Genomic DNA, 25,865 nt, shown 5'->3' with positions numbered 1-25,865 from the left:
CGGGTCAGGCGGGCGGGCGACGGCCGGGTCAGGCGGGCGGGCGCAGGAACTCGTGCAGGGACCGCCGCACCTTGTCCAGGGACTCCTGGAGTTCCCCGGGGTCGTCGTGGCGCAGGGACCAGGTGACGCCCCGCAGTTCACGCCGGACTGCGGCGAGCCCGGTCTCCTCGTGCAGGACTTCGTAGTCGCGGGAGTTCCGGGCCGCGTAGGCGCGAATCAGCTCCTCGGCGACGTCGCGGCCCAGGTACCGGACACCGCACAGGTCGACCGCCCGCGGGCCGATTCTCGCCTCGTCCCAGTCCAGGACGCCGGACAGCCTCCCGCCGGCGTGCAGGAGGTTGCCGGGCCAGAGGTCGCCGTGGACCGGCACGGTCTCGGCGCCCGCGAGCCACCGCCGATAGGCCGTGGCCCAGCGTTCGAACACCCGCCGCTCGCGACCGGCCAGCCGCTCCGCGGTGGCCGCGGCCGTCCCGGCGTCGAGGGCGTCGTCGGGGTGGACCGCCCCTCCGGCCCCGTGCGCCCCGAGGGCGCCCAGCAGCGGTCCGTCGCCGCGGGCGTGCAGCGCCGAGACGAAAGCGGCCAGGTCGCCGGTGAACGCCGCACGGTCCGCGCGGGCGACGTCGTCGTCCACGACCGCGCCCGGCAGCCTCCTGAGCAGCACGGCGCCGAACGGCAGCCGCGGCCCGGCCGGGAGCGTTCCGAGCACCTCAGGGACGGCCAGCGGCAGGGGCGGCAGCCGCCGCAGCACCTCGGCGGTGCGCTCGCTGCCGTCCCTGGCCTCGGGCGTGCGCGGCACCCTGACGAGGACGTCCGCGCCGGCCCGGAGCACGACGTTCGAAAAGCCCCAGCCTACGGTCTCGACCGGATCCCCGCTCCACGGGAACCGCAGGTCGCGCAGGCTCGACGCGACGGCTTCGCGCGTCGCGTCGGGGTCGAGGGGCATGAGCATTCCTTGGCCGTTCGACGGTGCCGGCGCGGGGCCGACGGGTCCGGGAGGCTTCCGGGAGGCTTCCGGGACACCGGGGTCCGCGACAACGGGGTCCGCGACAACAACGGCCCTCCGGGCCGGGTGCTCAGGCCAGGGCCAGGAAGAGCTTCTCCAGCTCGGCCTCGCTCATCGGCGGGGTGTCGGCGTCGGCGCCCGCCATGCACTGGCGCATGCCGCTCGCCACGATCTTGAAGCCGGCCCGGTCGAGGGCGCGGGAGACGGCGGCCAGCTGAGTCACCACGTCCTTGCAGTCCCGGCCGGCCTCGATCATGGCGATCACGCCGGCCAGCTGCCCCTGGGCGCGCCGGAGCCGGTTCAGGACCGCGCCGACGGCCTCCTCGTCCACCTGCATCTCAGGACCGCCTTCCACTGTCGACTACCGGCTCTCCAGTGTACCCCGTGGGGTATCGGAGCCCCGGTGGTCGGCGGCGGAAGGGCCCGTGATCGGTGGCCGGCCGGCGGAGGCGGCCCGGTCCGGCGGCCGGCCGGGTGCCCCGCTCAGCGCCGGGCGAGCCTGCGCTCGCCGCCCGCGCCGGTGGCGTACGCGAGGCCGTAGTGCGCGAACACCTCGGGCTCGCTCTCGGCGGGCAGGACGTCGTCGACGCCGATCGACGGCGCCTGCTTGACCAGCGCCCTCGGGAACGCCACCTTGAGGTAGCCCGGGCCCAGCACGGCTCCGTCCAGCGGGACGAAGACCAGCCGGGTGTTGACGTTCAGCCCGACCGAGACGGCCGGGCCGACCGTGACGGTCACGAAGTACGGCTCGTCGCTGGCGGTCTCCACGTAGACGGACTCCAGCTTGCCGATCTTGTGCCCCTTCTCGTCCACGACGGCCTGACCCCGCCACTCCCTGATGTCGGCCGGAACGATCTCCGCGACGGCCATGGCGACCTCCCGCTAGCCGCCCCTCGGCGGCACCTCGGTTGGGCAGTGCCCCGGACCCTCCCATCCTGCGCCGATCGGGCGGGGAGCGCCCGCCGGGCCGGTTCTCCCCCGATCGGGTGAACGTGAGGGGGTGCGGCCCTCCCGGGTGGGGTGCGGCTCCGTCGTAAGGGGTGGCAAGGGGCCCATTTCGCACAACCGGGGGTGAACCGACCAACCACGCACAGGAGTCCACTCGAACACCTACGCTGTCCGCCGACGGAGCATCAGGTCCCCAGGGCGGAGGCGCGGCAGTGGTGGAGAGTTACGAGAGCATGTGGGAGCAGGGCGAGCCGGGCATCCCCGCCGACCTCCGTCCGGACGTCCCGCACCCCGCCCGGATGTACGACTACTACCTGGGAGGCAAGGACAACTTTCCCTCCGACCGCGAGGCCGCCGAGCGCGCCCTGGCGGCCAACCCCGAATTCCGTTCCACCGCGCGCGCCAACCGGGCCTTCCTCACCCGGGCGGTGCGGTGTGTGGCCGACCTCGGCATCACCCAGTTCCTTGACATCGGAACCGGCATCCCCACGGCCGGCAATACCCATGAGATCGCCCAGGCGGTCGATCCCGGCGCCCGGGTCCTCTACGTCGACAACGACCCGATCGTGCTCGCCCATGCCCGCGCCCTGATGGGCGGCACCGCCGTCGGCCGGACCACCGTCATCCAGGCCGACCTGCGCCGGCCCGCCGAGCTCCTCGCCGACGCCGCGGCCGAGAAGCTGCTCGACCTCGACCGCCCGACGGCCCTCGTCCTCGCCGCCGTCCTGCACTTCGTGCGGGACGACGAGGGCCCCTACGAGGTGGTGCGCACGCTGCTGGACGCCCTCGCCCCCGGCAGCCACCTGATCCTGTCGCACGGCACCGCGGACTTCCTCCCCTCCGAGGTCCGCGACCGGGTGACGGGCGTCTACAGCAAGGCCACCGCTCCCCTGGTCGGCCGCACCCGGGAGCAGGTGCGGGCCTTCCTCGACGGCCTGGAGGTGCTCGACCCCGGGGTCGTCACCGTCCCCCTCTGGCGCCCCGACGGCGCCCTGCCCGCGGGCGCCGACCGCGTCAGCATGTACGGAGCGGTGGCCCGCAAGCCCTGACCCGGCGGGGCGGGGCGGACGCAATGGGCGGGGCGGGCGCTACGGGCGGGGCGGGCGCTAACGGCGGGAGCCGGGGCGGGCGCTACGGGCGGGGCGCCGGTGCGGTCGGGGCTACGCCGGCTTGCTCGCGCGGAGGGAGTACATCAGCGGGACGCCCGGCTGGCCCTCGGGGAAGCGGAACACCCGGTCGTGCTCCAGCACCGGGAAGCGGGCGAACACGGTGAAGTCGTGCTCGTGGAGGAACTCGATCCGCAGCCCCTCGGCCGCCAGGGCGCTCACGACCTCACCGACCCCGTGCTGCCACTCGACGGTCACGGTGGCGGCCGTAGGCGACAGCTCGCCGTCGGTGTAGGTGCTGGCCTCGTCCCAGACCGTCGCCTCGTTGTGGAAGTAGTCGTACTCGACCGTGCGGCCGTCCTCCGCCAGGGTGTCGGCGAAGGGGTGGAACTCCGCGAGGTAGAGGAAGCCGCCCGGGGCGAGCAGGGCCGCCACCGTCCGCGCCCAGCGGGTGACGTCCGGGAGCCAGCACAGCGCGCCCAGGCCGGTGTAGACGACGTCGAAGCGCTGCCCGTCGAGCGCGGTCACGGCGTCGTACACGTCGGAGACGACGAAGCGGGCGCCGTCCGCGCCGATCCGCCCGGCCAGCTCGGTGGCGGCCTCCACCGCGGGCGCGGAGAAGTCCAGCCCGGTGACGGTCGCCCCGTGCCGGGCCCACGAGAGGGTGTCCTGCCCGAAGTGGCACTGGAGGTGCAGCAGGGACTTCCCGTCCACGTCACCGACCTCGGCGAGCTCGAAGTCCCGCAAGGGCTCCCGCCCCGCGACGAAGCCGTCCACGTCGTAGAAGGCGCTGGCCACGTGAACGGGGACACGGCTGTCCCAGTTGGCACGGTTCGCCGCGAGCCAGTCCTCGGGCGTCGGGGTCTTGTTCATACCCGCCACGCTAGGCACGCCCCAGGCCTTGATCAAACCGTTTTCCGCCCTCACCCCAGGGCGACGGCCTCCACCTCACGGCGGCCGTTGGTGAAGTAGAGAACCCCGTCCACCAGGGCCGGCACGCCCCGACAGTCCGGGTTCAGGCTCATCGCGTGTCGTGCGATCACCCGCCCCGTCTCCGCGTTCCGCGCGGTCAGCCCGTCGTGCCCGACGGTGCAGACCGTTCGATCCGTCACGAACGGCCCGGCGAGCAGGACTCCCTTGCCCGGCTTGCCCGGCCACCGGTCCTCGCCGCTCGCCGGTTCCACCACCGCGAGCCGGCGCGCGTTCTCGACCAGGAAGACCCGCCCGTTCGCCACGGTCGGCGAGCGGGTGATGCCGGGTCTGTCCCACAGGACCCGACCGTCGCCCGGGTCGACCGCGTACAGGTGGTGGTCGGTGGTGCGGAGGAAGGCTGCTGCGTCCGTGACGACGAGGTCCGCCGGAGTGCCGGTGAACCAGCCGGAACGGCACCGGGTGTCGCCGGTCGCCGTGTCGATGGCGATGAGGCGGGCGTCCGGCGGACGCATCTCGATCGCGTAGACGGCGCGGTCGGCAACGCGCCACACCGGGAACAGCGGCGCCGTTGCCGGGTAGAGCCACCGCCCCGTCCCGTCCTCCTCGTGGATCGCCGCCACGCAGTCCGGCTCTCGCTCCGCCCCGCCGGGCATCACCCCGAGGCCGAGGACGTCATGACCCGACACCCGAGGTGCGGAGACGACGGCACAGGCGACCTCCGCCATGGTCCAGCGTCGGCGCCTCCGGCGAAGGTCCAGCGAGGTGACGACGCCGTTGGGGTCGACCGTGAAGGCCGAACCACGGGACAGGCTCGTCCTGCCCTCGTAGAGGTGGAATCCCGGGTCCCATCGATGCAGTCTGTCGGCTCGCAGATCAAGCGTGTTGACCCTGCCGTTCAAGCCCTGGAAGTGGACCTGCCCCGCGTCGACGAAGGGCCGGGCGTCGTTCCCGGCCGCGACGTGTCGCCGGTGGCCACCGTCCCGGGCTCCGAGGACGTGGAGTTCGCATCCCTCCCTCACGACGAGGGAGCCGTCGATGTACAGCGGCTGCTCGACCCGGCGCTTGCGCCCCTGCCCGCCCCGGACCTGTCGGGGGGCAATCGGAACCGGCCCCCACACCTGCGCGGGAAGTCGGCGCCCCCTGCGCCTGCCACTGATCGCCCCCTGTCCTCCCGGGTCCGTTCCGGCGGGCGGCGGTGGCGGCGGGTCGTCACGCTCCTCGCGGCACTCCGGTGTCGGTCCGGGGAACCCGGTCGGCGCATCGGGGCCCGGGAGAGCGGCGACCAGTGTGACGTTCACGTTCTTGCCCTGGATCACGGAGCCGTGCACGGTCACGTCGCCGGCCACCAGGTTCCTGACCACGCTCGAACGCCGGCTCGTCCCCGAAGCCGCCATCGACACCACCTCCCTCGGGTCCGGCACCGCGGGACGACCGCCCCCAGAGGACTACCCGACGCTCCCGGGTATCCGGAAATCCACCGGCTCCTCCACCGCCCCGGCGCTTCCCACGGAATCCCGGCCGACCGGCAACCCCACGGCGGAACCGCAGGTCGGAACGGATGGAGCACCCATCTGCGCCGCCCCTTCGAAGTTCGAACACACCCTCGCCCTCCGTATGGCCGTCCGAGCCGCGAGCGCCACCGTCATCCGTCGTCGAGGTCCGTGCCCGCCATCACTTCAGGGGTCGGTGGTGAGGAGGCCGAGGAGGGGAGGGTGGAGGGGCCATGGGAGGCGGGGGGCGGTGGCGGCCAGGCGGAGGGCGCCGAGGAGGGGCGGGCCGTCGGGGGTGCGGAGGCGGGCGGTGGGGAGGTGGGTGGCCAGGGCCGCGAGGGCGGCGCGGTGCAGGGAGGTGAGACGGAAGAGGCCGCCGGTCAGGGCGAGGTCCGGGGCGGGGAGGCCCGCCGAGCTCGCGGCGGCGGTCGCGGTGGCGGCGATCTCCTCGCCCGCGCGGCGCAGCAGACCGGCGGCGACCGGGCAGCCCTCCCCGGCCGCCGTGGCGACGTCCGGGGCGAAGGCGGCGAGCAGAGCGGCCCGGTCGGGGCGCGGCTGGAGGGCTGCCGGGAGGCCGGTCACCGGGCCGTAGCGGCGTTCGGCGGCGGCGAGGAGCAGGGGCGAGCCGCCGGGGCGGCCGTCGTACGCGCGCAGCGCGGCCTCCAGCCCGGACCGGCCGAGCCACCCGCCGCTGCCGCAGTCGCCGAGCAGCTGGCCCCAGCCGTCGGCCCGCCGCCAGCCGGCGCCCGGGCGGTAGCCGATCGCGACCAGCCCCGTCCCGCCGGCCACGGTCACCCCGGCGTCCGTACCCAGCGCACCCACGTGGGCGGTGATCGCGTCCCCGGCGAGCACCAGGTGCCGGGCCCCGGTGGCGCGGGCGAGCGGGCCGGGCAGACGGGCGGCGAGGTCACGGCCGAGCAGGGCCATCCCGGTGGCGCCGACCGCGACGGCCCCGATCCGCGCGCCGTCCGGCAGCCCGGCGGCCAGGCCCTGGAGGGCGGGGAGCAGCCGGTCGAGCAGCGCCCGGGCGTCCAGCCCTCCGGCCGGGGCCGACACCCGCGCGGGTGCGGCCAGCTCGGCCGTCCGCGCCCCCGCGAGTCCCTCCGGCCACCGGTCGGGCGCCAGTGCCACCCGGATCCCGGACCCGCCGACATCGGCCCCGGCGATCCAGCACTCCCCCGCCGTCCGTTCCACGGTGTCCCTCCAGGGTGTGTCGGGGCCCGGCTACCGCCGGGGCAGACCGAACCGCGCGGCGACGCGTTCCGCCAGGTCGGCGGCGGGCGTGGTGCCGTCGACCGTGAGGACGGCGGCGGCGTGGAGCGGGGCCTGGCGGCGCACCTCATCGTCCCAGAGCGCGTCGCGGGCGAGGCGGTCGGCGAGGGCGGACTCCGGATCCCGGTCGCCCCAGGTGGCCCGGGCACGGGCGGGGTCCGCGTACCGGGCGGTGAGGGCCTCCTTCCGGAAGGCCGGGGTGGGCAGCAGGAAGACGGCCTGCCCGCTGTGGCGGAGCAGCGGCGCGAGGTCGCGCGGGAGGATCCCGAAGTAGTCGACCAGGACGGTGCGGTCGGCGGGCAGGGCGAGGAGGTCCTCGACGAGGAACCCGGTCATCTCGCCGTGCAGGCTCGGCATGGCCCGGAACACCTGCCGCGCGGTCCGGCCGCGCCACTGGTCCCCGGGCGGCCGGTTCCGCAGGGCGGCGAGCCGCGGGTGACGCCCGGGGTCGCACCGGTCGAGCCAGCGGTGCTCGGCGCGGTCGCCGTCGAGGACGGCGGCGTCGTGGCGATCGGCGAGCAGCCGGGTCAGCGTGCTCTTGCCGGCGGCCGGGCCACCGGCGATCCAGCGCACGTGGGCCAGCCGTTCGGCGAGGGAGGGGGCGGTGACGGAGGGGTCGGTGAGGCGGTCCGCAGGTGTGGACGTCATGGCCTCCATGGTCGGGGGTCCGGCGTGAAAAACGCAGTCCTGTTCGTGGTCGCCGGCCGGGGTGAGGAGGGAGGAGAGCGGGCGGGCTCAGCCTGTGAGGACCGCACCCGCCCGGCCGGGCCGTGGCCGGCGGTCTTCCCGCGGCCACGGCCCGGCGGGGCCCGGAGGGGGTCAGGCGGCCGCGGCGGGGAGGCCGAGGAGTTCGGCGGAGCCGTTGCGGTCGTGCCTCTCCTGCCAGAGTTCCAGGGCACTGCGGCAGGCGTGGTCGAGGTGGCGCACGCCGGAGAGGTCGAGGCGTACCGGGCGGTCGGCGGGCAGGTCCTCCAGGGATTCGAGCGTCTCCAGGAGACGGGGCAGGCGGAGGAACGTGGCGTTGCCGTGGAGGGTCACCCGCACGGCGCCGTCGGGCAGGTCGGTGATCGTGACCTGGAGGTGGGAGGTGTCCCAGGCGCTCTTGAGCACCGCGAGGAGCAGCCCGAGCAGCACCCCTTCGAGGAGGTTGGTCACCACGATGGCGATCGCCGTGACGGCCAGGATCACCGCCTCGCCGCGGTCGGCCCGCCACAGCGGCCGCAGGGTGCGGACCGGGACGAGCTTGGCCCCGGCGTGGACCAGGACGCCGGCCAGGGCGGCGAGCGGGATGGCGGAGAGGGCGGCCGGGATGAGCGCCGCGAAGAGCAGCAGCCACAGGCCGTGCAGGACCCGGGAGGCCTTGGTACGGGCACCGGCCTGCACGTTGGCGGCGCTGCGGACGATGACCGCCGTCATCGGCAGGGCGCCGAGCAGGCCGCAGACGGTGTTGCCGACGCCCTGGGCGAGCAGTTCGCGGTCGTAGTCGGTGCGCGGGCCGTCGTGCAGGCGGTCGACGGCGGCCGCGCTGAACAGGCTCTCCGCGGAGGCGATCAGCGCGAAGGCGACGGCCGTGCCGAGGACGCCGAGGCTGCCGAGCGCCGCGAGGTCGGAGGTGCCGGGCAGGTCGATGACACCGGCGAGTCCGGCCACCTCGACACGGGCGACGGGCAGGTCGAACAGGGCGGTGACGGCCGTCGCCGCGGCGACGGCGGCGAGCGGCGCGGGGACCACCCGGATCCGGGCGGGCAGACGGGGCCAGAACAGCAGGACCGCCACCGTCCCGGCGCCGATGGCGGCAGCGGCGAGCGCCTGCCCGTCCCCGGCGACGTCGGCGGCCAGGCCCGGGAGCCCGGCGAGTTTGGCGGGCCCGCCGGCCGGGCCCTTGGCGTCGGCGAGCGCGTAGAGCTGACCGGCGATCAGCACCAGGCCGATGCCGGCGAGCATGCCCTGGACGACCGAGACGGAGATCGCCCGGAACAGCCGGCCGAGCCGGGCGGCGCCCATCGCGAGTTGCAGCAGGCCGGCGGCGGCGGTGATGACGCCGAGGGTGGCGAGGCCGTGTTCCTGGACGGCGGCGAAGACCAGCACGGTCAGTCCGGCGGCGGGGCCGGACACCTGGAGGCTGCTGCCGGGCAGCAGGCCGGTCACCAGACCGCCGACGATGCCGGTGACCAGGCCGAGTTCGGCCGGGACCCCGGAGGCGACGGCGACGCCCACGCAGAGCGGGAGGGCGACCAGGAAGACGACGAGGGAGGCGGGAAGGTCGGAGCGCAGAGTGCTCAGCCGAAGGGCGGGACGACGAGTCATCGGGTCCTCGGGAGAGTGTGGACGGTGCGGTGGACGGTGGACGGCGGTGCATGACGGTGCGGGCGCGGTGCGCGACGGTACGGCGGGATCACAGCGGGAGGAAGAGGCCGGCGTCGGGCTGGTGGGCGAGCACCAGTCCGGTGTGGATCTCGTAGAACCAGCCGTGCAGCCGGATCCGCCCCTCGCGCAGCCGGCGGGCGACGGCGGGGTAGCCGCGCAGCCGGTCGAGCTGGGTGAGGACGTGGCGCTGCACCGGGCCGGCGACCGTCGGGTCGAAGACGTCGGCCTCGTCGGCGCGCAGCACGGCGCGGTCGGCGTGGCGCAGCCAGGCGCGGACGGCGGGCACCACGCTGAGGTCCTCGTCGCGGACGACGGCGCCGACGGCGCCGCAGTGCGAGTGCCCGCAGACCACCAGGTCGCGGACGCCGAGCACCTCGACGGCGTACTCGATGGTGGCGGTCTCGCCCGAGGAGCCGTCGGCCCGGTAGGCGGGGACGATGTTGCCCGCGGTGCGGAGCTCGAAGAGGTCCCCGGGGTCGGCGCCGGTGATCAGGGCGGGCACCACGCGGGAGTCGGAGCAGGTGATGAACAGGGCCTGCGGGGTCTGCCCGGCGGCGAGTCCGGTGAGTTCCCGGCCGGTGTCGCCCGCGCGCTGCGGGAACGCCCGGGCCCGGTCGATGAGCGGTTCCATGAGGGTGGATGCCTCCTTCGGTGACCCTCGCGGCGACGGCCGGGAGGGGCGGTGGACGGGCAGGCACGTCGGAACCAGATATCCCCGGCGAGGGGCTGCGGCCGCGGCCGTCGGAGGACAGGCCACAGGGCCGCGCCAGTGACCCTCGGTATCCCCCCGGTGACCTGATGACGCGTCAAGAGGAAGTAAAACACGGGTATCGGGTCGGCAAAAGCGGGTCCAGGGCGCAGAATGTGCCGATCTGGTTAACATCCTGTTGCCGGGACCGGTACACGGCCTTCCGCCTTGGCATTCGCGCACCGGAGGAACCCAAGAGCCGACCGGGGAGTTGGTGCACGGCCCTTCACGCGCGCCCCTCGCGAGCTCGGCACGCCCCCTACGCACACCTGCAGGCCCACACAACGGGCACACACACGCGGGCCGCCGCCGTTCGGGGAACGGCGGCGGCCCGGTGGCCGAATTGACGGAGCGTCAGCGGCGCAGGGTGGTGACGGTCAGGCCCGGGGCGGAGCGGATCTCGGCCTCGGTGAAGCGCTCGGTCACCCACTGCTTGCGGGCGTAGCGGCGGGTCTGGTCGGTGAAGTGGGGCGAGGTCGGGTCGGCCGACTGCCCGTAGGCGAGCAGCGTCCGGGTGCGCGGGCCCCGGTCGGTCAGCTCGGTGGCCATCAGGAAGCTGGAGCCGTGCGGGACGCTCAGCAGGTCCGCCGGGTACGTGCCGCCGCCGGCGCCCGATTCCGGCGCGGCCGTGACGACGTTGAAGCAGCCCAGCAGGCCGGAGCAGCCGTGCAGCGGGATGCCCGCCCAGCGCTGGACGCGTCCGATCGGGGCGTCCACCGGCACACCGCGGGCCGCCAGGCCGCGCACCGCGTCGGCGAACGCGCGCTGCGCGTCGGCGTCGCCGGCGGCGATGCCGCGCGGGGTGGTCAGCGGCTGGGCCGGGTCGTACGGGACCGTCCTCCAGGCCGTCGTCCCGGTCCGCGCCAGCGCGCCGGTGTACTCCTGCCAGAGCACGGTGCCCCGGCTGTCGGCGTCGGCGCGGGTGTTCCAGGCCGCCAGCACGTCGCACGCGGCGCGCACGTCGACCAGCGTGCCGTCGGAGGCCGTGATCGCCGGGTGCGCCCGGCACAGCGCGACGGCGTCGTCGCGGTCCAGTTCGGCGCTCTGCACGCGGTTGCCGAACATGGCCGCCTGGAGGGAGGCGAGGGTGAAGCCGGGCGCGCCCAGGCCGTCGGTGCCGGCCCGGCGGTCGGCGATCATCCGCAGGCTCAGCTGCGGCCGCGAGGCGAGCTCCGCACCGCCGTTGTAGACGGCGGGCAGCCCGGTGATCGGCGCCTGCGCGTTGGTCAGGTAGGGGCCGTTGTTGGCGTTGGCCACGTAGTCGGCGCGCGTCAGCTCCGGGTGGTTGGCGGGGCCGAACACGCCGGGGACCAGGGCGTCCGGGTCGCTGCCCGGGTCGCAGGAGGTGGTCGACCCGTCGAGCACGCCGTCGGTGAGGGGGTTGGGCACCAGGCAGCGCGCCCGCAGCGCGTCGGTGATGTGCGGGACGGCGGAGGAGTCGGTGAAGTAGGTCGTCCCGCTGGAGTCGACCGCCGTGGTGTACACCCACGGGGCGCCCTGGTAGGTGCGCTGGGCCTGCCGCAGCTGGTCGAGGTTCTGGGCCCGGCCCATCGCCACCCACTCGTTGAGGGAGCGGAGGTTCTCGGCGTTGGTGTCGCGCAGCGTGTAGGCGTACTCGGCGGTCCAGCCCTCGGCCATGACGTAGCCGTGGCGGGAGCGGTAGACCGTCCGGTCGACGGTGGAGAGCGTGCCGTCGGCGGCCCGGACGGTGACCGGGACGGTCTCCGCGGCCATCCGCTCGACCTTGCCGTCCACCACGTACGCGGTCGGGTCGCCGGGCACCAGCGAGAGCCGGTAGGCGGCGAAGTGGTCGGCGTAGGTGGTGGTGTGGCTCCAGGCGAGGCCCCGGGTGTGACCGATCTGCAGGAACGGGACGCCGTAGAGCCCGGCGCCGGCGACGTCCAGGACGCCGGGGATGGTCAGCTGGGCCTGGTAGAACCGCTCCGCGCCGACCCACTGCAGGTGCGGGTTGGCCAGCAGCAGGCCGTTGCCGTCGCGGGCGGCGTCCCGGCCGATCGCCCAGGCGTTGCTGCCCGTGTCGGGGGTGTCGGCCGCGCGGCGCGCCCAGGGGGGTCCGGGCGGCGCGTCGGCGGGGCCCTCCTGGGCACGCCGCGCGGCGGCCCCGGCACCGGGAGCGGAGGCGGAATCGGAATCGGGGAGGCCGCCGGCGCCCGGGACGGCGGTGGCGACCGAGTGCTTCGCCGTGCCCGCCAGGGTGTTGGCCTCGTAGAGGATGTTCCAGAGGTCGTCGGCGGTGATCGGCCCGACCCACTCCTTCCCCCGGCAGGACGGGTCCGGGAGCCGGTCGACGCCGGTCTCCCGCAGATAGCGGTTGTACCCCGCGACGTACCCGTCGACCAGCTGCCGCACCTCGCCGGTCGGACCGAGCGGCGCCGGCCGGGCCAGCAGCCGCCGCACCGTCCCGGAACGCAGCACGCCCTGCTGGTAGGTGTCGCTCTCCAGGTTCGGGAGCCGGTCGACGGACCGGCCGTCCGGCCCGTACCAGCGCGAGCGCTCGCCGCGCACGGTGACCACCTGGTCGGCGAGCTGGCAGAGGTTGTCCTGCGCGAAGGCGTACCCGTAGCCGTAGCCGAGGCCGCCGAAGTCCTGGGCGAGGACGTGCGGGACGCCGAACTCGGTCCGGCGGATCTTGGCGGTCCAGCCGCCCCGGTCGGCCCCCTGGCCGGTCGCGAGGTCGGCGTCGGCGGCCTGCGCCGAGGCGGGGACCAGCGCCGTCAGCAGCCCCGCGGCCAGCCCGAGGGCGAGCGTTCCCGACGCCAATCGCCGCAACGGTGAGCTGGACTGACGTGTACTCACTTTCGTCTTCTCCGTCATGGCTCCCACGCTGCCGCCCCGGGCGCCGCCCGGTCATCGCCCCTCGGGACGACCCGGCCCTCGCCCGTCGGGCCTACCCGCGTACGCCTCCCGGAGGGGCGCTCACCGCCCGCGCCCGCCCCTACCGGCGGGACGGTCGCCGTTGACGTCCGCGATCCGGAGGGTGATCCAGCCTGCCAACCACAGCCGCCACACCGCTTCCTTCACGATGAGTGCTTTTCCGAAAAGCGGTAGGACTCCATACCCGCCGCAGGGCACTCATCGGGGCAATTTCATCGATCTCGATTCCCGTGATCGACCGTCAATTTCCCTCACAATTCGTCTCGCTGACGGACCGATGAGGTCGATTGCCACCGATCCTGACGAATGATCGCACACGGGACATTACGCCCGGCGTTCGGGCAGGTGGGGCAAAGAAATCCCCCTCCGACCTTGTTAGCCTTCGTCGGCTCATTCACAATCATCGGAGGGGACGAGTGAGGCATTTCGCTGCCCGCTGGCTGGCGACCGCCGTCGCGGCCACGGCATTGACATCCGCGCTGCCAGGTGCAGCGTCAGCCGCGGAGGGGAGCGGCGGGAGGCCCGACCTGCCGGCCCTCCAGCAGACCCGGCCGGTACCGGTGAAGACGGTGCCGATCGGCGGGCAGAAGCGACCCGGCCTGGCATCGACCGTGACGGAAAAGGCCGTCGACGCGGTATGGCCCGGCCCGGGCGCCATTTCCGTCGAAACGTCACCGTCGGCCGGATCGGCCAAGTCGCTTGAAAAGCACGTTAATTCGCTGACGAAGGCACCTTCCTCGGAGCAGCCCGAGGGCATCGGGGTCACCGTCGCCGACCGGCAGCAGACCCGTGCCGCCGGAATAGACGGCGTGCTGTTCTCGCTCACGTCCGCCGACCGGACACCGCAGGACGGCAAGGTCAAGGTCACGCTCGACTACTCGGCCTTCGCGAAGGCCTACGGCGGTGACTGGGCGTCACGGCTGCGTCTGGTCCGGCTTCCCGACTGCGTCCTGACCACCCCGGACCGCCCGGAGTGCCGTACGGCGGTGCCGCTGGAGTCGGTGAACGAGCCCGCCAGGTCCGCCGTTTCGGCGAGCCTGGACGCGCCCGCGCGGCCGGCGGAGGCGAAGGGCTTCTCGCTCACCGCCGCGTCCGCCCCGGCCGCCGGGGCGACGGTCCTCGCGGCGCTCGCCGACGCCGCCGGACCCACCGGCGACTACAAGGCGACCTCGCTCCAGGCGTCCGGCTCCTGGTCGGGCGGGGGCTCCACCGGCGCGTTCACCTGGTCCTACCCCCTGTCGGTGCCCGCGGTGCCCGGCGGTCTGCGGCCCGCCGTCTCGCTCGGCTACTCCTCGCAGGCCGTGGACGGCCGCAGCAGCGCCTCCAACAACCAGGCCGGCTGGCTGGGTGACGGCTGGTCCTACGAACCCGGCTTCATCGAGCGGCGCTACAAGCCGTGCGACGACGACCAGTCCGGCGGGACCAACACCGCCAAGGTCGGCGACCTGTGCTGGTACAACGACAACGCCGTGCTCTCCCTCGGCGGCAAGCACACCGAGCTGGTCCACGAGGCCGGCAAGGGCTGGCACCCGGCGAGCGACTCGGGCGAGAAGGTCGAGAAGCTGACCGGCGCCGCCAACGGTGACAACGACGGCGAGCACTGGAAGATCACCACCACCGACGGCACCCAGTACTTCTTCGGCCTGAACCGCCTGCCCGGCCACCAGTCCGGCTCGGCCGAGACGAAGTCGGCGTGGACGGTGCCGGTGTTCGGCAACCAGTCCGGCGAGCCGTGCTACAACTCCTCGTTCGCCGGCGCCTGGTGCCAGCAGGCCTGGCGCTGGCAGCTGGACTACGTGGTCGACCCGCGCGGCAACGCGATGGCGTACTACTGGAACACCGAGTCCAACAACTACGCCCGCAACTGGAGCACCACCACCGGCAAGGGCACCACGACGCCGTACGTGCGCGGCGGCTGGCTCGACCGCGTCGAGTACGGCCTGCGCTCGGACACCGTGTACAGCGCGAAGCCGACCGGCGTCGTCAAGTTCGACGTCGACGAGCGGTGCCTGGCCACCTGCGGCACCTTCGACGACACCAACGCCAAGAACTGGCCGGACGTCCCGTTCGACCTGTACTGCGCCGACGGCGCGGACTGCAGGACCAACGCCTCGCCGACCTTCTGGTCCCGCAAGCGACTGGTCACCGTCACCACCAGGGCCCTGACCGGCGGCACGCACAAGAACGTCGACAGCTGGAGCCTGACGCAGAGCTTCCCGCCCTCCGGTGACGGCATCTCCACCCCGATGTGGCTGTCCGCCATCACCCGCACCGGCTGGACCAACGGCAAGCTGGAACTGCCCCCGGTCACCTTCGCCGGCGAGCAGCTGGCCAACCGCGTCGACAGGACCGGTGACGGCCTGGCCCCGTTCGTCCGGCTGCGGCTGTCCCAGATCACCACCGAGACCGGCGGCACCATCGGCGCCTACTACTCGGCCCCCGGCTGCTCGGTGACGAGCCTCCCGCCCGTCAGCGCCGCCAACACCAGCCGCTGCTACCCGGTCAAGCGCCGCGAGGGCAGCACCGTCAAGGACGACTGGTTCAACAGCTACGTCGTCGAGAAGGTCGTCGAGGGCGACAACCTCGCCGAGACCCCGGACAAGGTCACCGAGTACGCCTACCTCGACGGCGCCGCCTGGGCGATGAACGAGGACGAGCTCACCAAGGCCGACGAGCGCACCTTCTCGGTCGGCCGGGGCTACGGGCGGGTCCAGACCCGCACCGGCGCCGGCTACGACGCCCGCACCCTGACCGAGACCCGCTACTTCCGCGGCCTCGACGGGGCGCAGGTCGGGAACTCGGCCGGCGAGACCGTCACGGACCGCCCCGAGTTCGCGGGCCAGCTGCGCGAGCGGGCGGTCTACAACGGGGACGGTGGCGCCCTGGTGTCGGCGACCTCCTACACGCCGTGGAGCTCCACCGCCACCGCCACCCGCGCCCGCGCCGGACTGCCGGCGCTCGGCGCCCACCTCACCGGCGTCCAGAAGGAGCAGACCCGCACCGCGGTCACCGGCGGGGAGCGCCGCACCTCGCTGTCGCGCACCTTCGACGGCTACGGCCTCGTCACCTCCCTCAGCGAGCTCGGCGACGAGTCCAGGAGCGGTGACGAGCGGTGCACCACCACCGAGTACGCCCGCAACACCGGCGCGTGGATCCTGAGCAGCCCGAGCCGGGTGGAGGTCGTCGGCGCGGCCTGCGGCTCCCCGGTCAACCGGCCGGCGGACATCGTCTCCGACACCCAGACCCTCTACGACGACACCACCGCCGTCGGCGCCGCGCCCACCAAGGGCCTGGTCACCGAGACCCGGGCGGTCAACGGGGCCGGTACCGGCTACGACACGCTCTCGCGCACCGGCCACGACGGCTACGGCCGCCCGCTGACGGCCACCGACGCCTACGGCAGGACCACCACGACCGCCTACACCCCGGCCACCGGGGAGGTCGCGGTCTCCTCCGTGGTCACCAACCCGCTCGGCCACACGACCACCACCGGCTACGAGCCGCTGCGGGGCCAGGCGCTGACGATCTCCGACGCCAACAACAAGGTCACCACCAGCCAGTTCGACGCGCTCGGCCGGATCACCAAGGTGTGGCTGCCCACCCGCTCGGCCGCCACCTACCCGGACTCGCCGAACTACGGCTTCGACTACCAGGTGCGCAACAACGGCCCGATCGTGGTGACCACGCGCACCCTGCGGCACGACTCCACCTACGAGACCTCCTACTCCTTCTTCGACGGCCTGCTGCGCTCGCGTCAGACCCAGCGCACCTCGCCGGACCGCTCGGGGCGCCTGGTCACCGAGCAGTTCTACGACAGCCGCGGCCTGGCCTGGCGCGACTCCGGCTCGTACTACGCCGACGGCGCCGCCGAGGGCGTCCTGGTGACCGGCCAGGAGCTGAAGTACCCCGCCTCCACCGACACCCTGTACGACGGCGCGGCGCGCGCGACCGCCGTCATCGGCAAGCGGTTCGGCGACGAGACCAAGCGCACCACGACCACCTATCACGGCGACGCCGTCACCGTCGTTCCGCCCGAGGGCGGCACGGCCAAGACGAGCTGGGCGGACGCGCGCGGCAACGTGGTCGAGATGAAGGAGTACACCGACGAGGCGCGCACCGCGGGCCAGTCGGTGACCTACCAGTACGACAGCCGCGGCAACGTCGTCCGGATGAACGACCCGGCCGGCAACGAGTGGCGCTACACCTACGACGCCCGCGGCCGGCAGGTCAAGGTCGAGGACCCGGACAAGGGGACCTCCGAGCTGACCGTCGACGCCGGCGGCCGTGTCACCGACGTCAAGGACGGCCGCGGCATCGTGCTGCACACCGACTACGACGCGCTCGGCCGCACCACCGCCGTCAAGCAGGGCGCCACCACGCTGGCCGAGTGGACGTACGACACCGTCGCCAACGCCAAGGGCAAGCCCGCCACCAGCACCCGCTACGTGGACGGCGCCGCCTACGTCTCGGCGGTGACCACGTACAACAGCCTGTACCAGCCGGTCAACACCCAGCTGACCGTCCCGGCCGCCGCGGGCGCGCTCGCCGACACCTACAAGTGGACGACGTCCTACAACGCCAACACCGGCCAGCCGATGTGGACCCAGCAGCCCGCGATCGGCGGACTGCCGCAGGAACGCGTCACCACCTCCTACACCCCGACCACCGGACTGCCCGCCACCACGTACGCCGGCGCCGACCCGATCGTCTCGGCCGGCACGTACGACCACTACGGCCGCATCCTGCGGGACGAGTACGGCGCGTTCGGCTCGCACCTGTGGGCCTCCTACGAGTACGACGAGCACACCGGCAGCCTGCTGCGCGCCGTGACCGACCGCGAGACGGCCCCGCAGCGCATCGACGACACCCGCTACACCTACGACGCGGTCGGCAACGTCACCAGCACCTCGACCCGCTCCGGCCAGGACACCGCTGCCGTCACCGACACCCAGTGCGTCATCACCGACGCGCTGCGCCGGATCACCGAGGCCTGGACCGCGACCGACAACTGCGCCGCCGCACCCTCGGCGAGCACGGTCGGCGGCCCCGACGCCTACTGGACCAGCTTCGGCTACGACGGCGTCGGCAACCGCAGGAGCGAGACCCGCCACGGCACCGGCGGCGCGGCGGACACCGTGCGCACCTACACCCCGGTCCCGGGCAAGCCCAACGCCCTCGCCGAGGTCACCCAGAGCGGCCCCGGCGGCACGGTGAAGGAGACCTACTCCTACGACGCCACCGGCAACACCACCGGCCGCACGATCGGCTCCGCCCCCGCCCAGACCCTGGAGTGGGACCAGCAGGGCCGCCTGGCCAAGCTCACCGGCACCGGGACGGACAACACGTACGTCTACGACGCCGACGGCAACCGCCTGGTCCGCAAGGACTCCACCGGCACCACGCTCTACCTGCCCGGCGGCAACGAGCTGAAGCTCGCGCCCGGCGCCACCACGCCGGTCGGCACCCGCTACTACACCCACGGCGGCACCACCGCCGCCGTGCGCACCGCGGGCAAGCTGGCCTTCGTCCTCTCCGACCGGCACGGCACCGCGACCGTCCACGTCGACGCGGCCACCCAGGCCGTCACCCGGCGCAGGACGACCCTGTTCGGCGCCGAACGCGGCACCGCCCCCGGCTCCGGCTGGACCGGCGACCGGGGCTTCCTCGGCGGCACCCGGGACGGCGACACCGGCCTGACCCACCTCGGCGCCCGCGAGTACGACGCCAACACGGGCCGGTTCATCAGCGTCGACCCGAAGATGGACACCACCGCCTCCCAGGAGATGGGCGCCTACACCTACGCCAACAACAACCCCCTGGCCACCAGCGACCCGTCCGGCGAGGCACTGCCCGAGTGCTACTCCGGCCAGTACACCTGCGACAACAGGGGCACCCGGCCCACCGGATACGGCAGCAACTACCTCAACATCACCCGCAACGAGGGCGGCACCCCCGCCCCCGAGTACTGCGCCACCCACGACTGCTCCCCGCCGGCTCCGACCCCGCGCAGCAACGCGAACGGCGGGCTGTCGAAGGACGAGCGCAGGGCGCGGTCCAACCACCTCGCCGAGCAGGACCGGAAGAAGGCCCGGTACCCGGCGGTCACGGAGCAGCAGCGCAAGGAACTGGACCGCTCGACCGACTTCACCCTCAGCGAGGCGGAGGACGCGGTCTGCGAGGAGAACAAGGCCGAGTGCCGCATCTACAAGGTCGAGAGCGCGTGGGCGATCGAACAGACCCTTGAGGAGGAGCACGCCCTGAGCGGGGAGCGGGCGAACGCCTACCGCCACGTGCTGTGGCAGGCCAGCCTCACCGCGCGGCTCGGGCGGGAGAAGGCGGACAGGTGGGCGGCCGCCCACGAGGCCTACTACCCGGCGGAGGAGGAGAGCGACCACCGGATCGACCTGCTGAACAACGAGTTCGGCCAGGCGCTCGGTGAACGCGCGGCCCGCGAGGCCAACGGCAACCAGGCCCTGACCGTCCTGCTCATCAAGCGCGGCGCCCGCGAGTACCTCGCCTCCGGCGCCTTCGGCCGCAAGAGCGACCTGGAATAGCATTCCGCCACCACGGCGGACGACACCCGTTCGACGGCGATGCCCGCCGGGAACGCCGCACGGCGACCCGGCGGGCATCCCCACACCCATGAGATCCCGGAGACTTCACAGATGACCGCTTCCCTCGCGCCGCGCCAGGACGCTCCGACGGACACCGTCTGGCGGCTGCGGATCTGGGGACGGCTGATCGCCGCGGGCCTGGTCGGCGGAGGCGGCTGGGGCGCCGTGGCCGCCGTCATCGGCTACGACGTCGGCACCGTCGTGCTCGGCATCCCGGTGGGCGCCGCCTTCGCCACCGCCATCGCCCTGGTGACGGCCGCCCTGCTGGCCGTCCTTCCCGACCGTGCCGCCCTGAGCCCCTGGACGGCGCCGCTGACCGGCGCGGTCCTCGCCTGCGCCGGGCAGTACGCCGTCATCGGCGTCGCCCTCGACGATCGGCGGGCCTTCCTCCACCCGGGCGTCGCGGCCTGTGCGGCGGCCACCGCGGCCGTCGTCGCGGGCGGCTTCCTCTGGGCCGTGCGCGGCGCCCGCCGCTGAGGCACGGCCGGCACCGGGTCCTACGTCGTGGGGCGCGGGGCCGGGACGAGGCCGGTCTGGTAGGCGAGGGCGACGAGTTGGGCGCGGTCGCGGGCGTCGAGCTTGGCCATCGCCCGGTGGATGTGGGTGCGGATGGTGAAGGGGCTGACGAACATCCGGGCGGCGATCTCCTCGTTGCCGAGGCCGGTGGCCGCCATCGCCATCACCTCGCGCTCGCGGGCGGTCAGGGCGGCGAGGCGTTCGGGGGCGGCGGCGGGGCCCCGGTCCGGTTCGGGGTGGGCGAGCAGCTGATCGATGACGGCGCGGGTGGCGGCGGCCGACAGCAGGGGGTCCCCGGCGGCGACGCGGCGCAGGGCGGCGAGCAGTTCGGTCGGTTCGGCGTCCTTGCCGAGGAAGCCGCCGGCGCCGGCGCGCAGGGCCTGGGCGACGTACTCGTCGATCTCGAAGGTGGTGAGGATCAGCACCCGGGTGCCGGCGAGCTCGGGGTCGCCGCAGATGGCGGCGGTCGCGGAGAGCCCGTCGACGCCGGGCATCCGGATGTCCATGAGCACCACGTCCGGGCGGGTGGCCTTGGCCAACTCAACGGCCTCGCGGCCGTCGGCGGCCTCGCCGACCACCTCCATGTCGTCCTCGGCGTCGATGAGGACGCGGAAGGCCCCGCGCAGCAGCGCCTGGTCGTCGGCCAGCAGTACTCGGATGGTCACGGGTGTTCCTCTCGGGCGGCGGTGCGCAGGGGCAGTTCGGCGGAGACCAGGAAGCCGCCGCCGGGCCGGCGGTCGGCGGTGAGCCGCCCGCCGACGGCGGAGGCGCGCTCGCGCATGCCGATCAGGCCGAAGCCTCCTCCGGCGGCGGGCACGGCGACGACGGCGGCCGGGCGGTCGTTGGCGACGCTGAGCAGGACGCGGCTGCCGGAGTACGTCAGGGTGACGTCGGCGGCGGTACCGGCCGCGTGCTTGGCCACGTTGGTCAGGGACTCCTGGAGGATCCGGTACGCCGTGAGGTCCACGCCCGGGGAGAGCGGCTGCGGCTCGCCCTCGACCGAGAGGCGCACGGGCAGGCCGGCCCGTTCGAAGGCGCCGATGAGGTCGGGCAGCCGGTCGAGGCCGGGGGCCGGTTCGAGCGGGGCCTGCGGGTCGTCGGCGCGGCGCAGCAGGCCGACGGTGGCCTTGAGCTCGCGCAGCGCGGAGCCGGTGGCGGCGGTGAGGTGGCTGAGCATCTCGCGGGCCTGGGCGGGGTGGCGGTCGAGCAGGTGGACGGCGATGCCGGCCTGGGCGTTGGCGAGGGCGATGTGGTGGGCGACGACGTCGTGCAGGTCGCGGGCGATCCGGATGCGTTCGTCGGCGACCCGGCGGCGGGCCTCCTCCTCGCGGGTGCGCTCGGCGCGTTCGGCGCGTTCCTCGATGGCGGCGAGGTGGGCGCGGCGGCTGCGGACGGAGTCGCCGAAGGCGCCGGGCAGCAGGACCCAGGCGACGACGCCGACCTTGACGCTGAAGGAGGTGTCGGGCTCGTTGATGATCGTGGCGGCGGTCACCATCACGGCCGCGACGGCGGTGGCGGCGCGCGCGGTGGTGCGGTCGGTGCGCACCGCGAGGAGGTAGAGGGCGGCGAGCAGCGGGGCGACCAGGCCGGCGTTGAGCTGGGTGGCGACGAAGCACAGGGCCAGGCTGCAGACGAGGGTGACCCCGAAGACGAGGTGGGGCCGACTGCGGTGGGCCAGGAGCACGGTGCTGGAGACGACGGCCAGGGCCAGCGCGGCCGGGTTCGGCTCGATGCGGTTGCCGAGGCGGTCGATGGTGGTCGTCCCGGCGGTGACCACGAACACGGCGAACACGAGCAGTGCGTCGAGCAGGCGGGGATGGCGGCGGCGTACGCGGCGCAGCCAGGTGTCGGTCATGCTCGCTTCTCCCGTCCGGGGCTGCCCTGGCGGGCCCCTCGGCCGGGCCCGGACGATCCGGCGAGGGGGGTGGGGAGGTACTGCACGGAGCGGGACATACGGCAGATGCAGTACATACCTGCTCCTGGAACGGTAGTACGGATGTGGTTCGTACCATTTTGACCGGTCGGCGCACCGACGGGTCGAGCGTGCCCCTGCCGCGGTCCCGTGGGGCGGGAACCGCGGCAGGGGCGGGTGGGTCAGACGCCGACCGAGTGGCGGGGGGACTCGGCCTCGGGGCCGTCGGCCCCGGTGACCGGGGCCGGGGCGGCGGTCTGGAGCTTGGCGCCCTCGACGTCGACGTCGGGGATGATCTTCTCCAGCTTGGCCGGCAGCCACCAGGCGCGGCGGCCGAGCAGGACGAGCACGGCCGGGACGATCGCCATGCGGACCACGAAGGCGTCGAAGGCGACGGCGGCGGCCAGGCCGAGACCCATCATCTTGATCATCGGCTCGCTCATGCCGATGAAGCCGGCGAAGACGCTGATCATGATGAGCGCGGCGGCGGTGACCACCCGGGCGTTGTACCGGAAGCCGGTGACCACGGCCTCGCCGGGCTCCTCGCCGTGCACGAAGGCCTCCCGGATCCGGGTGACCAGGAACACCTCGTAGTCCATGGCCAGGCCGAAGACCACACCGATCATGAAGATCGGCATCATGCTCATCACCGGGCCGGTCTGCTCGACGCCGATCAGCTCGGCGAGCCAGCCCCACTGGAAGACCGCGACGACGGCGCCGAGCGCGGCGACCACCGAGAGCAGGAAGCCGACGGCGGCCTTGATCGGCACGAGGATCGAGCGGAAGACCACCAGGAGCAGCAGCACCGCGAGGCCGACGACGACCGCGAGGTAGGGCAGCAGGGCGTCGTTGAGCTTCTGCGAGACGTCGATGTTCATCGCCGTCGCGCCGCTGACCAGGACCGTCGCGCCGGTTTCGGACTTCAGGCCGTCGGCCTTGTCGCGGATGGCGTGGACCAGGTCGGTGGTCGCGGCGTCGCTCGGGCCGGTGGCCGGCATGGCGGTGACCATCGCGGTGTCCCCGGCCTGGTTGAAGACCGCGGGCGTGACGGCGACCACGCCGGGCAGCGCCTTCACGGTGTCGCCGACCTTCTGGGCGGCGGCCTTGGGGTCGGCCGCGCCCTTGGCGTCGACCAGCACGGTCAGCGGGCCGTTGAAGCCGGGGCCGAAGCCCTCGGAGAGGTGGTCGTAGGCGCGGCGCTGGGTGGTGGAGGTGGGCTTGGCCTCGTCGCCGGGCAGGCCGAGCCGCAGGTCCAGGGCCGGCAGGGCGAGGACGCCGAGGCCGACCACGCCGAGGACCAGCACGGCGACCGGGCGGCGCAGCACGAAGCGGGCCCAGCGGGTGCCGCCGTTGGGGCGGTCGCCACCGGCCGCGCCGGCGGCGTGGCCGCCCTTACTCGCCTTGCGGTCCTTGCGGGACAGCGCCCTGCGGCCGAGGAAGCCGAGCAGCGCGGGGACGAAGGTGAGCGCGACCACGACCGCGATCACCACGGTGCCGGCCGCGGCCATGCCCATCTTGGCGAGGATCGGGATGCCCACCACCGAGAGGCCGGCCAGCGCGATGATCACGGTGAGTCCGGCGAACACCACGGCCGAGCCGGCGGTGCCGACGGCCCGCCCGGCGGCCTCCTTCGGCTCGTGGCCGTCGAGGAGCTCGGCGCGGTAGCGGGAGACGATGAACAGCGCGTAGTCGATGCCGACGGCGAGGCCGAGCATCATCGCGAGGGTGCTGGTGGTGGTGGACAGGCCCAGGGTGCTGCCGAGCGCGGTGATCAGCCCGATGCCGAGGCCGACGCCGATCAGGGCGGTGAGCAGCGGGAGTCCGGCGGCCAGCAGCGAGCCGAAGGTGATCACCAGCACGACGGCGGATATCGCCATGCCGATCGCCTCGGCGGAACCGCCCGCCTCGCCCATCTCCATCAGCGCGGTGCCGCCGATGTCCACGGTGAGACCGGCGTCGCGGGCGTGCTGGGCGGAGTCCTTCAGCGTCTCGGTGGCGGTCTCGCTGACCTTGCCCGGCTTGACGCTGTAGTTGACCGTCGCGTAGGCGGTGGTGCCGTCCTGGGAGACCGCGCCGGCCTTGAACGGGCTGGTCGCGCCGACCACCTGATCGCTGTGCGCGAGCTCGGCGACCGTCTTCTCGACCGCCTGCTGGTGCTCGGTGGCGGTGATCTTCTGGCCGGACGGGGCGACGAAGACCAGCCGGGCCGAGGCACCGTCGGACATGGCGCCGGGGAAGCGCTCGTCCATGAGGTCGAAGGCCTTCTGCGCCTCGGTACCGGGCATGGCGAAGCCGTCGTCCGGGGCGGCCGGCGCCTTGGCGGCCAGCACCCCGACGGCGGCCAGCACGGCGACCCAGAGCAGGGTCACGAGCCGGCGCCTGAGGAAGGACCATCGGCCCAGGCGGTAGAGGAAAGTGGCCACGGGAGAGCGGACTCCTTCGGATGGCGGGCAGGAACGGATGGCCGGGCGGCGCGTTCGGCCGGAGGGCCGGGGCGCCCGGAGCATGACCAATCCTGCGTCGGCGGGGGTCTCCCCGGCGTCGGCTCTGTGCAGGCATTCCGGGGTAGTGCGGACGCAGCAGCGCGGCCCCGGACGGAGTACTCCTCGGGTCGGAGACCGGGCGCCGCGCTCCGACCTGGGGCCGAGGGCCCGCCCCGATCACGGCCCGGGGGCTCGGGGTCGCTCGCGGCCGGCCCGCCGGCGGCGGCGCGTCACCCGGGCGGAGGTGCGGACGGGCCGCGTCCCGGCGGGCGAAGTAGCGTGATGTGCCTGGCCCGGGTGATTCGTCCCGGTCCGTACCGATGCGTCCCCGTGGTCCCTGCCGGGTTCCCGATGGCCCCCGACGGTTCACCACGGTTCCCGGTGGTTCGCGCCCCCCGGGGACGCAGCCCGTCCACAGCGCGTCCCGTAGCCGGAGGTGGCCCATGGGCGTTCCCGCCGCCCGCATCGTGTTCGACGAGAACGACCGCGCGACCGTCGCGGAGGCGGTGAGCGAGATGCTCGCCACCGGTGCGCTCACCCTCGGTCCCTGGACCGAGCGGTTCGAGCAGTCCTTCGCCGCCGAGCACGGCGCCCCGCACGCGGTCGCCGTCGCCAGCGGCACCGCCGCGCTGGAGATCGTCCTGCGTTCCCTCGACGTCCGCGGCCGCGACGTCGTCGTGCCCGCCGTCACCTTCTACGCGACCGCCGGCGCCGTGCTGCACGCCGGCGGCCGGCCGGTGATCGCCGACGTCGACCCGGCCACCCTGGCGCTCGGCCCCGACACCCTGGAGGCCGCGCTCACCCCCGAGACCGCCGCCGTCGTGCTGGTCCACATCGGCGGACTGATCACCCCCGCGGTGGACGCGCTGCGCGCGCTCTGCGACGCCCGGGGCGTCCCGCTGGTCGAGGACGCCGCGCACGCCCACGGCAGCAGCTACCGGGGGCGGGCGGCCGGCGGCTTCGGCGTGGCGGGAGCGTTCTCCTTCTACCCGACCAAGGTCACCACCAGCGGCGAGGGCGGCATGATCCTCACCGGGTCCGCCGAACTGCGCGACGAGGCCCGCATCTACCGCGACCAGGGCAAGGGGTCGTTCAGCACCAACCACCACGTGCGGCTCGGCGCGTCCTGGCGGATGAGCGAGCCGAACGCCGCCATCGGCACCGTTCACCTGCGCCGGCTCAAGGAGTTCGTGGAGACCAGGCGCCGGGTCGCCCAGCGCTACGACGCCGCGCTCGGCGCGCTGGACGGACTGGAGCCGGTCACCGAGCCGGCCGGCTGCCGCGGCAACTACTACAAGTACGTCGCCCTGCTGCCGCGCGGGGTGGACCGGGCCGCTTTCAAGCGGGCGGTCGCCGAGGAGTACGACGTGCGGCTCCCCGGCGAAGTCTACGACCTGCCGCTGCACCTCCAGCCGGTGCTCGCCCCCTACCGGCGCGGCGCCCTGCCGGTCGCCGAGGACGTCTGCGCCCGGCAGATCTGCCTGCCGGTCCACTCCGACATGACGGAGGACGAGACCGACCGGGTGATCGAGGCGGTGTCCACCGTCCACCGCCGGCTCGCGGGGTGACGCCCCGCGG

At 74.0% G+C, this 25,865-nt stretch carries 17 protein-coding genes and 1 pseudogene; 4 read left to right on the top strand and 14 right to left on the bottom strand.

Annotated features, from left to right (window positions below):
• Nucleotides 1-28: 28 nt before the first annotated feature.
• The 3 genes from ABT238_RS12220 to ABT238_RS12210 form a co-directional block, all read right to left on the bottom strand.
• Nucleotides 29-943: a phosphotransferase family protein gene (locus ABT238_RS12220; RefSeq protein ID WP_350756905.1), complete on the bottom strand. Its 915-nt coding sequence runs from the start codon at nucleotides 941-943 to the stop codon at nucleotides 29-31.
• A 130-nt stretch (nucleotides 944-1,073) separates the two neighbouring features.
• Nucleotides 1,074-1,340, bottom strand: coding sequence for a metal-sensitive transcriptional regulator (locus ABT238_RS12215; RefSeq protein ID WP_344329712.1), 267 nt, complete (start codon nucleotides 1,338-1,340; stop codon nucleotides 1,074-1,076).
• 146 nt (nucleotides 1,341-1,486) lie between these two features.
• The gene (locus tag ABT238_RS12210) at nucleotides 1,487-1,873 is read right to left on the bottom strand and encodes a PRC-barrel domain-containing protein (RefSeq protein ID WP_350562875.1); all 387 of its coding nucleotides are present in this window, start codon (nucleotides 1,871-1,873) and stop codon (nucleotides 1,487-1,489) included.
• 293 nt (nucleotides 1,874-2,166) lie between these two features.
• On the opposite strand from ABT238_RS12210, the gene ABT238_RS12205 reads away from it, so the two are divergent.
• Entirely contained in the window at nucleotides 2,167-3,000 is an 834-nt protein-coding gene (locus tag ABT238_RS12205) for an SAM-dependent methyltransferase (protein WP_350562873.1), read from the top strand.
• Between the two features lie 111 nt (nucleotides 3,001-3,111).
• Here ABT238_RS12205 and ABT238_RS12200 read toward each other — a convergent pair whose 3' ends face one another.
• The 8 genes and pseudogenes from ABT238_RS12200 to ABT238_RS12170 form a co-directional block, all read right to left on the bottom strand.
• Nucleotides 3,112-3,930 (bottom strand): class I SAM-dependent methyltransferase, encoded by an 819-nt coding sequence (locus tag ABT238_RS12200; RefSeq protein WP_350562871.1) that lies wholly within the window; start codon nucleotides 3,928-3,930, stop codon nucleotides 3,112-3,114.
• 50 nt (nucleotides 3,931-3,980) lie between these two features.
• Nucleotides 3,981-4,676: an outer membrane protein assembly factor BamB family protein gene (locus ABT238_RS12195; protein ID WP_350756901.1), complete on the bottom strand. Its 696-nt coding sequence runs from the start codon at nucleotides 4,674-4,676 to the stop codon at nucleotides 3,981-3,983.
• A gap of 51 nt (nucleotides 4,677-4,727) precedes the next feature.
• Nucleotides 4,728-5,384 (bottom strand): annotated as a pseudogene (locus ABT238_RS38775) (hypothetical protein); the annotation flags it as partial.
• Nucleotides 5,385-5,666: 282 nt separating this feature from the next.
• A complete protein-coding gene (locus ABT238_RS12190; RefSeq protein ID WP_350562867.1) occupies nucleotides 5,667-6,674 on the bottom strand; it encodes an N-acetylglucosamine kinase in 1,008 nt (335 codons plus the stop codon).
• A 30-nt stretch (nucleotides 6,675-6,704) separates the two neighbouring features.
• Complete coding sequence (locus ABT238_RS12185) at nucleotides 6,705-7,400, bottom strand: hypothetical protein (protein ID WP_350562865.1); 696 nt, start codon at nucleotides 7,398-7,400, stop codon at nucleotides 6,705-6,707.
• Between the two features lie 171 nt (nucleotides 7,401-7,571).
• Nucleotides 7,572-9,059: a SulP family inorganic anion transporter gene (locus ABT238_RS12180; RefSeq protein ID WP_350562864.1), complete on the bottom strand. Its 1,488-nt coding sequence runs from the start codon at nucleotides 9,057-9,059 to the stop codon at nucleotides 7,572-7,574.
• Between the two features lie 88 nt (nucleotides 9,060-9,147).
• Entirely contained in the window at nucleotides 9,148-9,750 is a 603-nt protein-coding gene (locus tag ABT238_RS12175) for a carbonic anhydrase (protein WP_350562862.1), read from the bottom strand.
• Nucleotides 9,751-10,221: 471 nt separating this feature from the next.
• Nucleotides 10,222-12,648: a penicillin acylase family protein gene (locus ABT238_RS12170; protein WP_350562860.1), complete on the bottom strand. Its 2,427-nt coding sequence runs from the start codon at nucleotides 12,646-12,648 to the stop codon at nucleotides 10,222-10,224.
• Between the two features lie 923 nt (nucleotides 12,649-13,571).
• Between ABT238_RS12170 and ABT238_RS12165 the strand changes: the two genes are divergently transcribed.
• A complete protein-coding gene (locus tag ABT238_RS12165) occupies nucleotides 13,572-19,316 on the top strand; it encodes an RHS repeat domain-containing protein (protein ID WP_350756898.1) in 5,745 nt (1,914 codons plus the stop codon).
• Nucleotides 19,317-19,427: 111 nt separating this feature from the next.
• Nucleotides 19,428-19,853 (top strand): hypothetical protein, encoded by a 426-nt coding sequence (locus ABT238_RS12160; protein ID WP_350562856.1) that lies wholly within the window; start codon nucleotides 19,428-19,430, stop codon nucleotides 19,851-19,853.
• A gap of 20 nt (nucleotides 19,854-19,873) precedes the next feature.
• Here the strand turns inward: ABT238_RS12160 and ABT238_RS12155 are convergent, their stop codons facing one another.
• The 3 genes from ABT238_RS12155 to ABT238_RS12145 form a co-directional block, all read right to left on the bottom strand.
• Nucleotides 19,874-20,557, bottom strand: a complete 684-nt coding sequence (locus ABT238_RS12155) for a response regulator transcription factor (RefSeq protein WP_350562854.1) — start codon at nucleotides 20,555-20,557, stop codon at nucleotides 19,874-19,876.
• On the bottom strand, nucleotides 20,554-21,747 hold the full coding sequence (locus ABT238_RS12150; protein ID WP_350756895.1) for a sensor histidine kinase: 1,194 nt from the start codon (nucleotides 21,745-21,747) through the stop codon (nucleotides 20,554-20,556). The genes ABT238_RS12155 and ABT238_RS12150 overlap by 4 nt, the downstream gene beginning before the upstream one ends.
• Before the next feature lie 239 nt (nucleotides 21,748-21,986).
• On the bottom strand, nucleotides 21,987-24,227 hold the full coding sequence (locus ABT238_RS12145) for an MMPL family transporter (RefSeq protein WP_350756892.1): 2,241 nt from the start codon (nucleotides 24,225-24,227) through the stop codon (nucleotides 21,987-21,989).
• Between the two features lie 503 nt (nucleotides 24,228-24,730).
• On the opposite strand from ABT238_RS12145, the gene ABT238_RS12140 reads away from it, so the two are divergent.
• Nucleotides 24,731-25,855, top strand: a complete 1,125-nt coding sequence (locus ABT238_RS12140) for a DegT/DnrJ/EryC1/StrS family aminotransferase (RefSeq protein WP_350562848.1) — start codon at nucleotides 24,731-24,733, stop codon at nucleotides 25,853-25,855.
• Nucleotides 25,856-25,865 lie beyond the last annotated feature (10 nt).

It is taken from the genome of Kitasatospora sp. NPDC001527 (assembly GCF_040298605.1).
Lineage (GTDB): Bacteria > Actinomycetota > Actinomycetes > Streptomycetales > Streptomycetaceae > Kitasatospora.
The sequence above is the reverse complement of the archived record's forward strand: the minus strand, read 5'-3'. Positions and strand labels throughout refer to the sequence as shown.

Bases quoted from the DNA above. Each gene is read 5' to 3' on its own strand.
- ABT238_RS12200 (WP_350562871.1), bottom strand. From the start codon at position 3,930: ATGAACAAGACCCCGACGCCCGAGGACTGGCTCGCGGCGAACCGTGCC.
- ABT238_RS12140 (WP_350562848.1), top strand. From the start codon at position 24,731: ATGGGCGTTCCCGCCGCCCGCATCGTGTTCGACGAGAACGACCGCGCG.
- ABT238_RS12220 (WP_350756905.1), bottom strand. From the start codon at position 943: ATGCCCCTCGACCCCGACGCGACGCGCGAAGCCGTCGCGTCGAGCCTG.
- ABT238_RS12175 (WP_350562862.1), bottom strand. From the start codon at position 9,750: ATGGAACCGCTCATCGACCGGGCCCGGGCGTTCCCGCAGCGCGCGGGC.
- ABT238_RS12160 (WP_350562856.1), top strand. From the start codon at position 19,428: ATGACCGCTTCCCTCGCGCCGCGCCAGGACGCTCCGACGGACACCGTC.
- ABT238_RS12150 (WP_350756895.1), bottom strand. From the start codon at position 21,747: ATGACCGACACCTGGCTGCGCCGCGTACGCCGCCGCCATCCCCGCCTG.
- ABT238_RS12185 (WP_350562865.1), bottom strand. From the start codon at position 7,400: ATGACGTCCACACCTGCGGACCGCCTCACCGACCCCTCCGTCACCGCC.
- ABT238_RS12210 (WP_350562875.1), bottom strand. From the start codon at position 1,873: ATGGCCGTCGCGGAGATCGTTCCGGCCGACATCAGGGAGTGGCGGGGT.
- ABT238_RS12180 (WP_350562864.1), bottom strand. From the start codon at position 9,059: ATGACTCGTCGTCCCGCCCTTCGGCTGAGCACTCTGCGCTCCGACCTT.
- ABT238_RS12215 (WP_344329712.1), bottom strand. From the start codon at position 1,340: ATGCAGGTGGACGAGGAGGCCGTCGGCGCGGTCCTGAACCGGCTCCGG.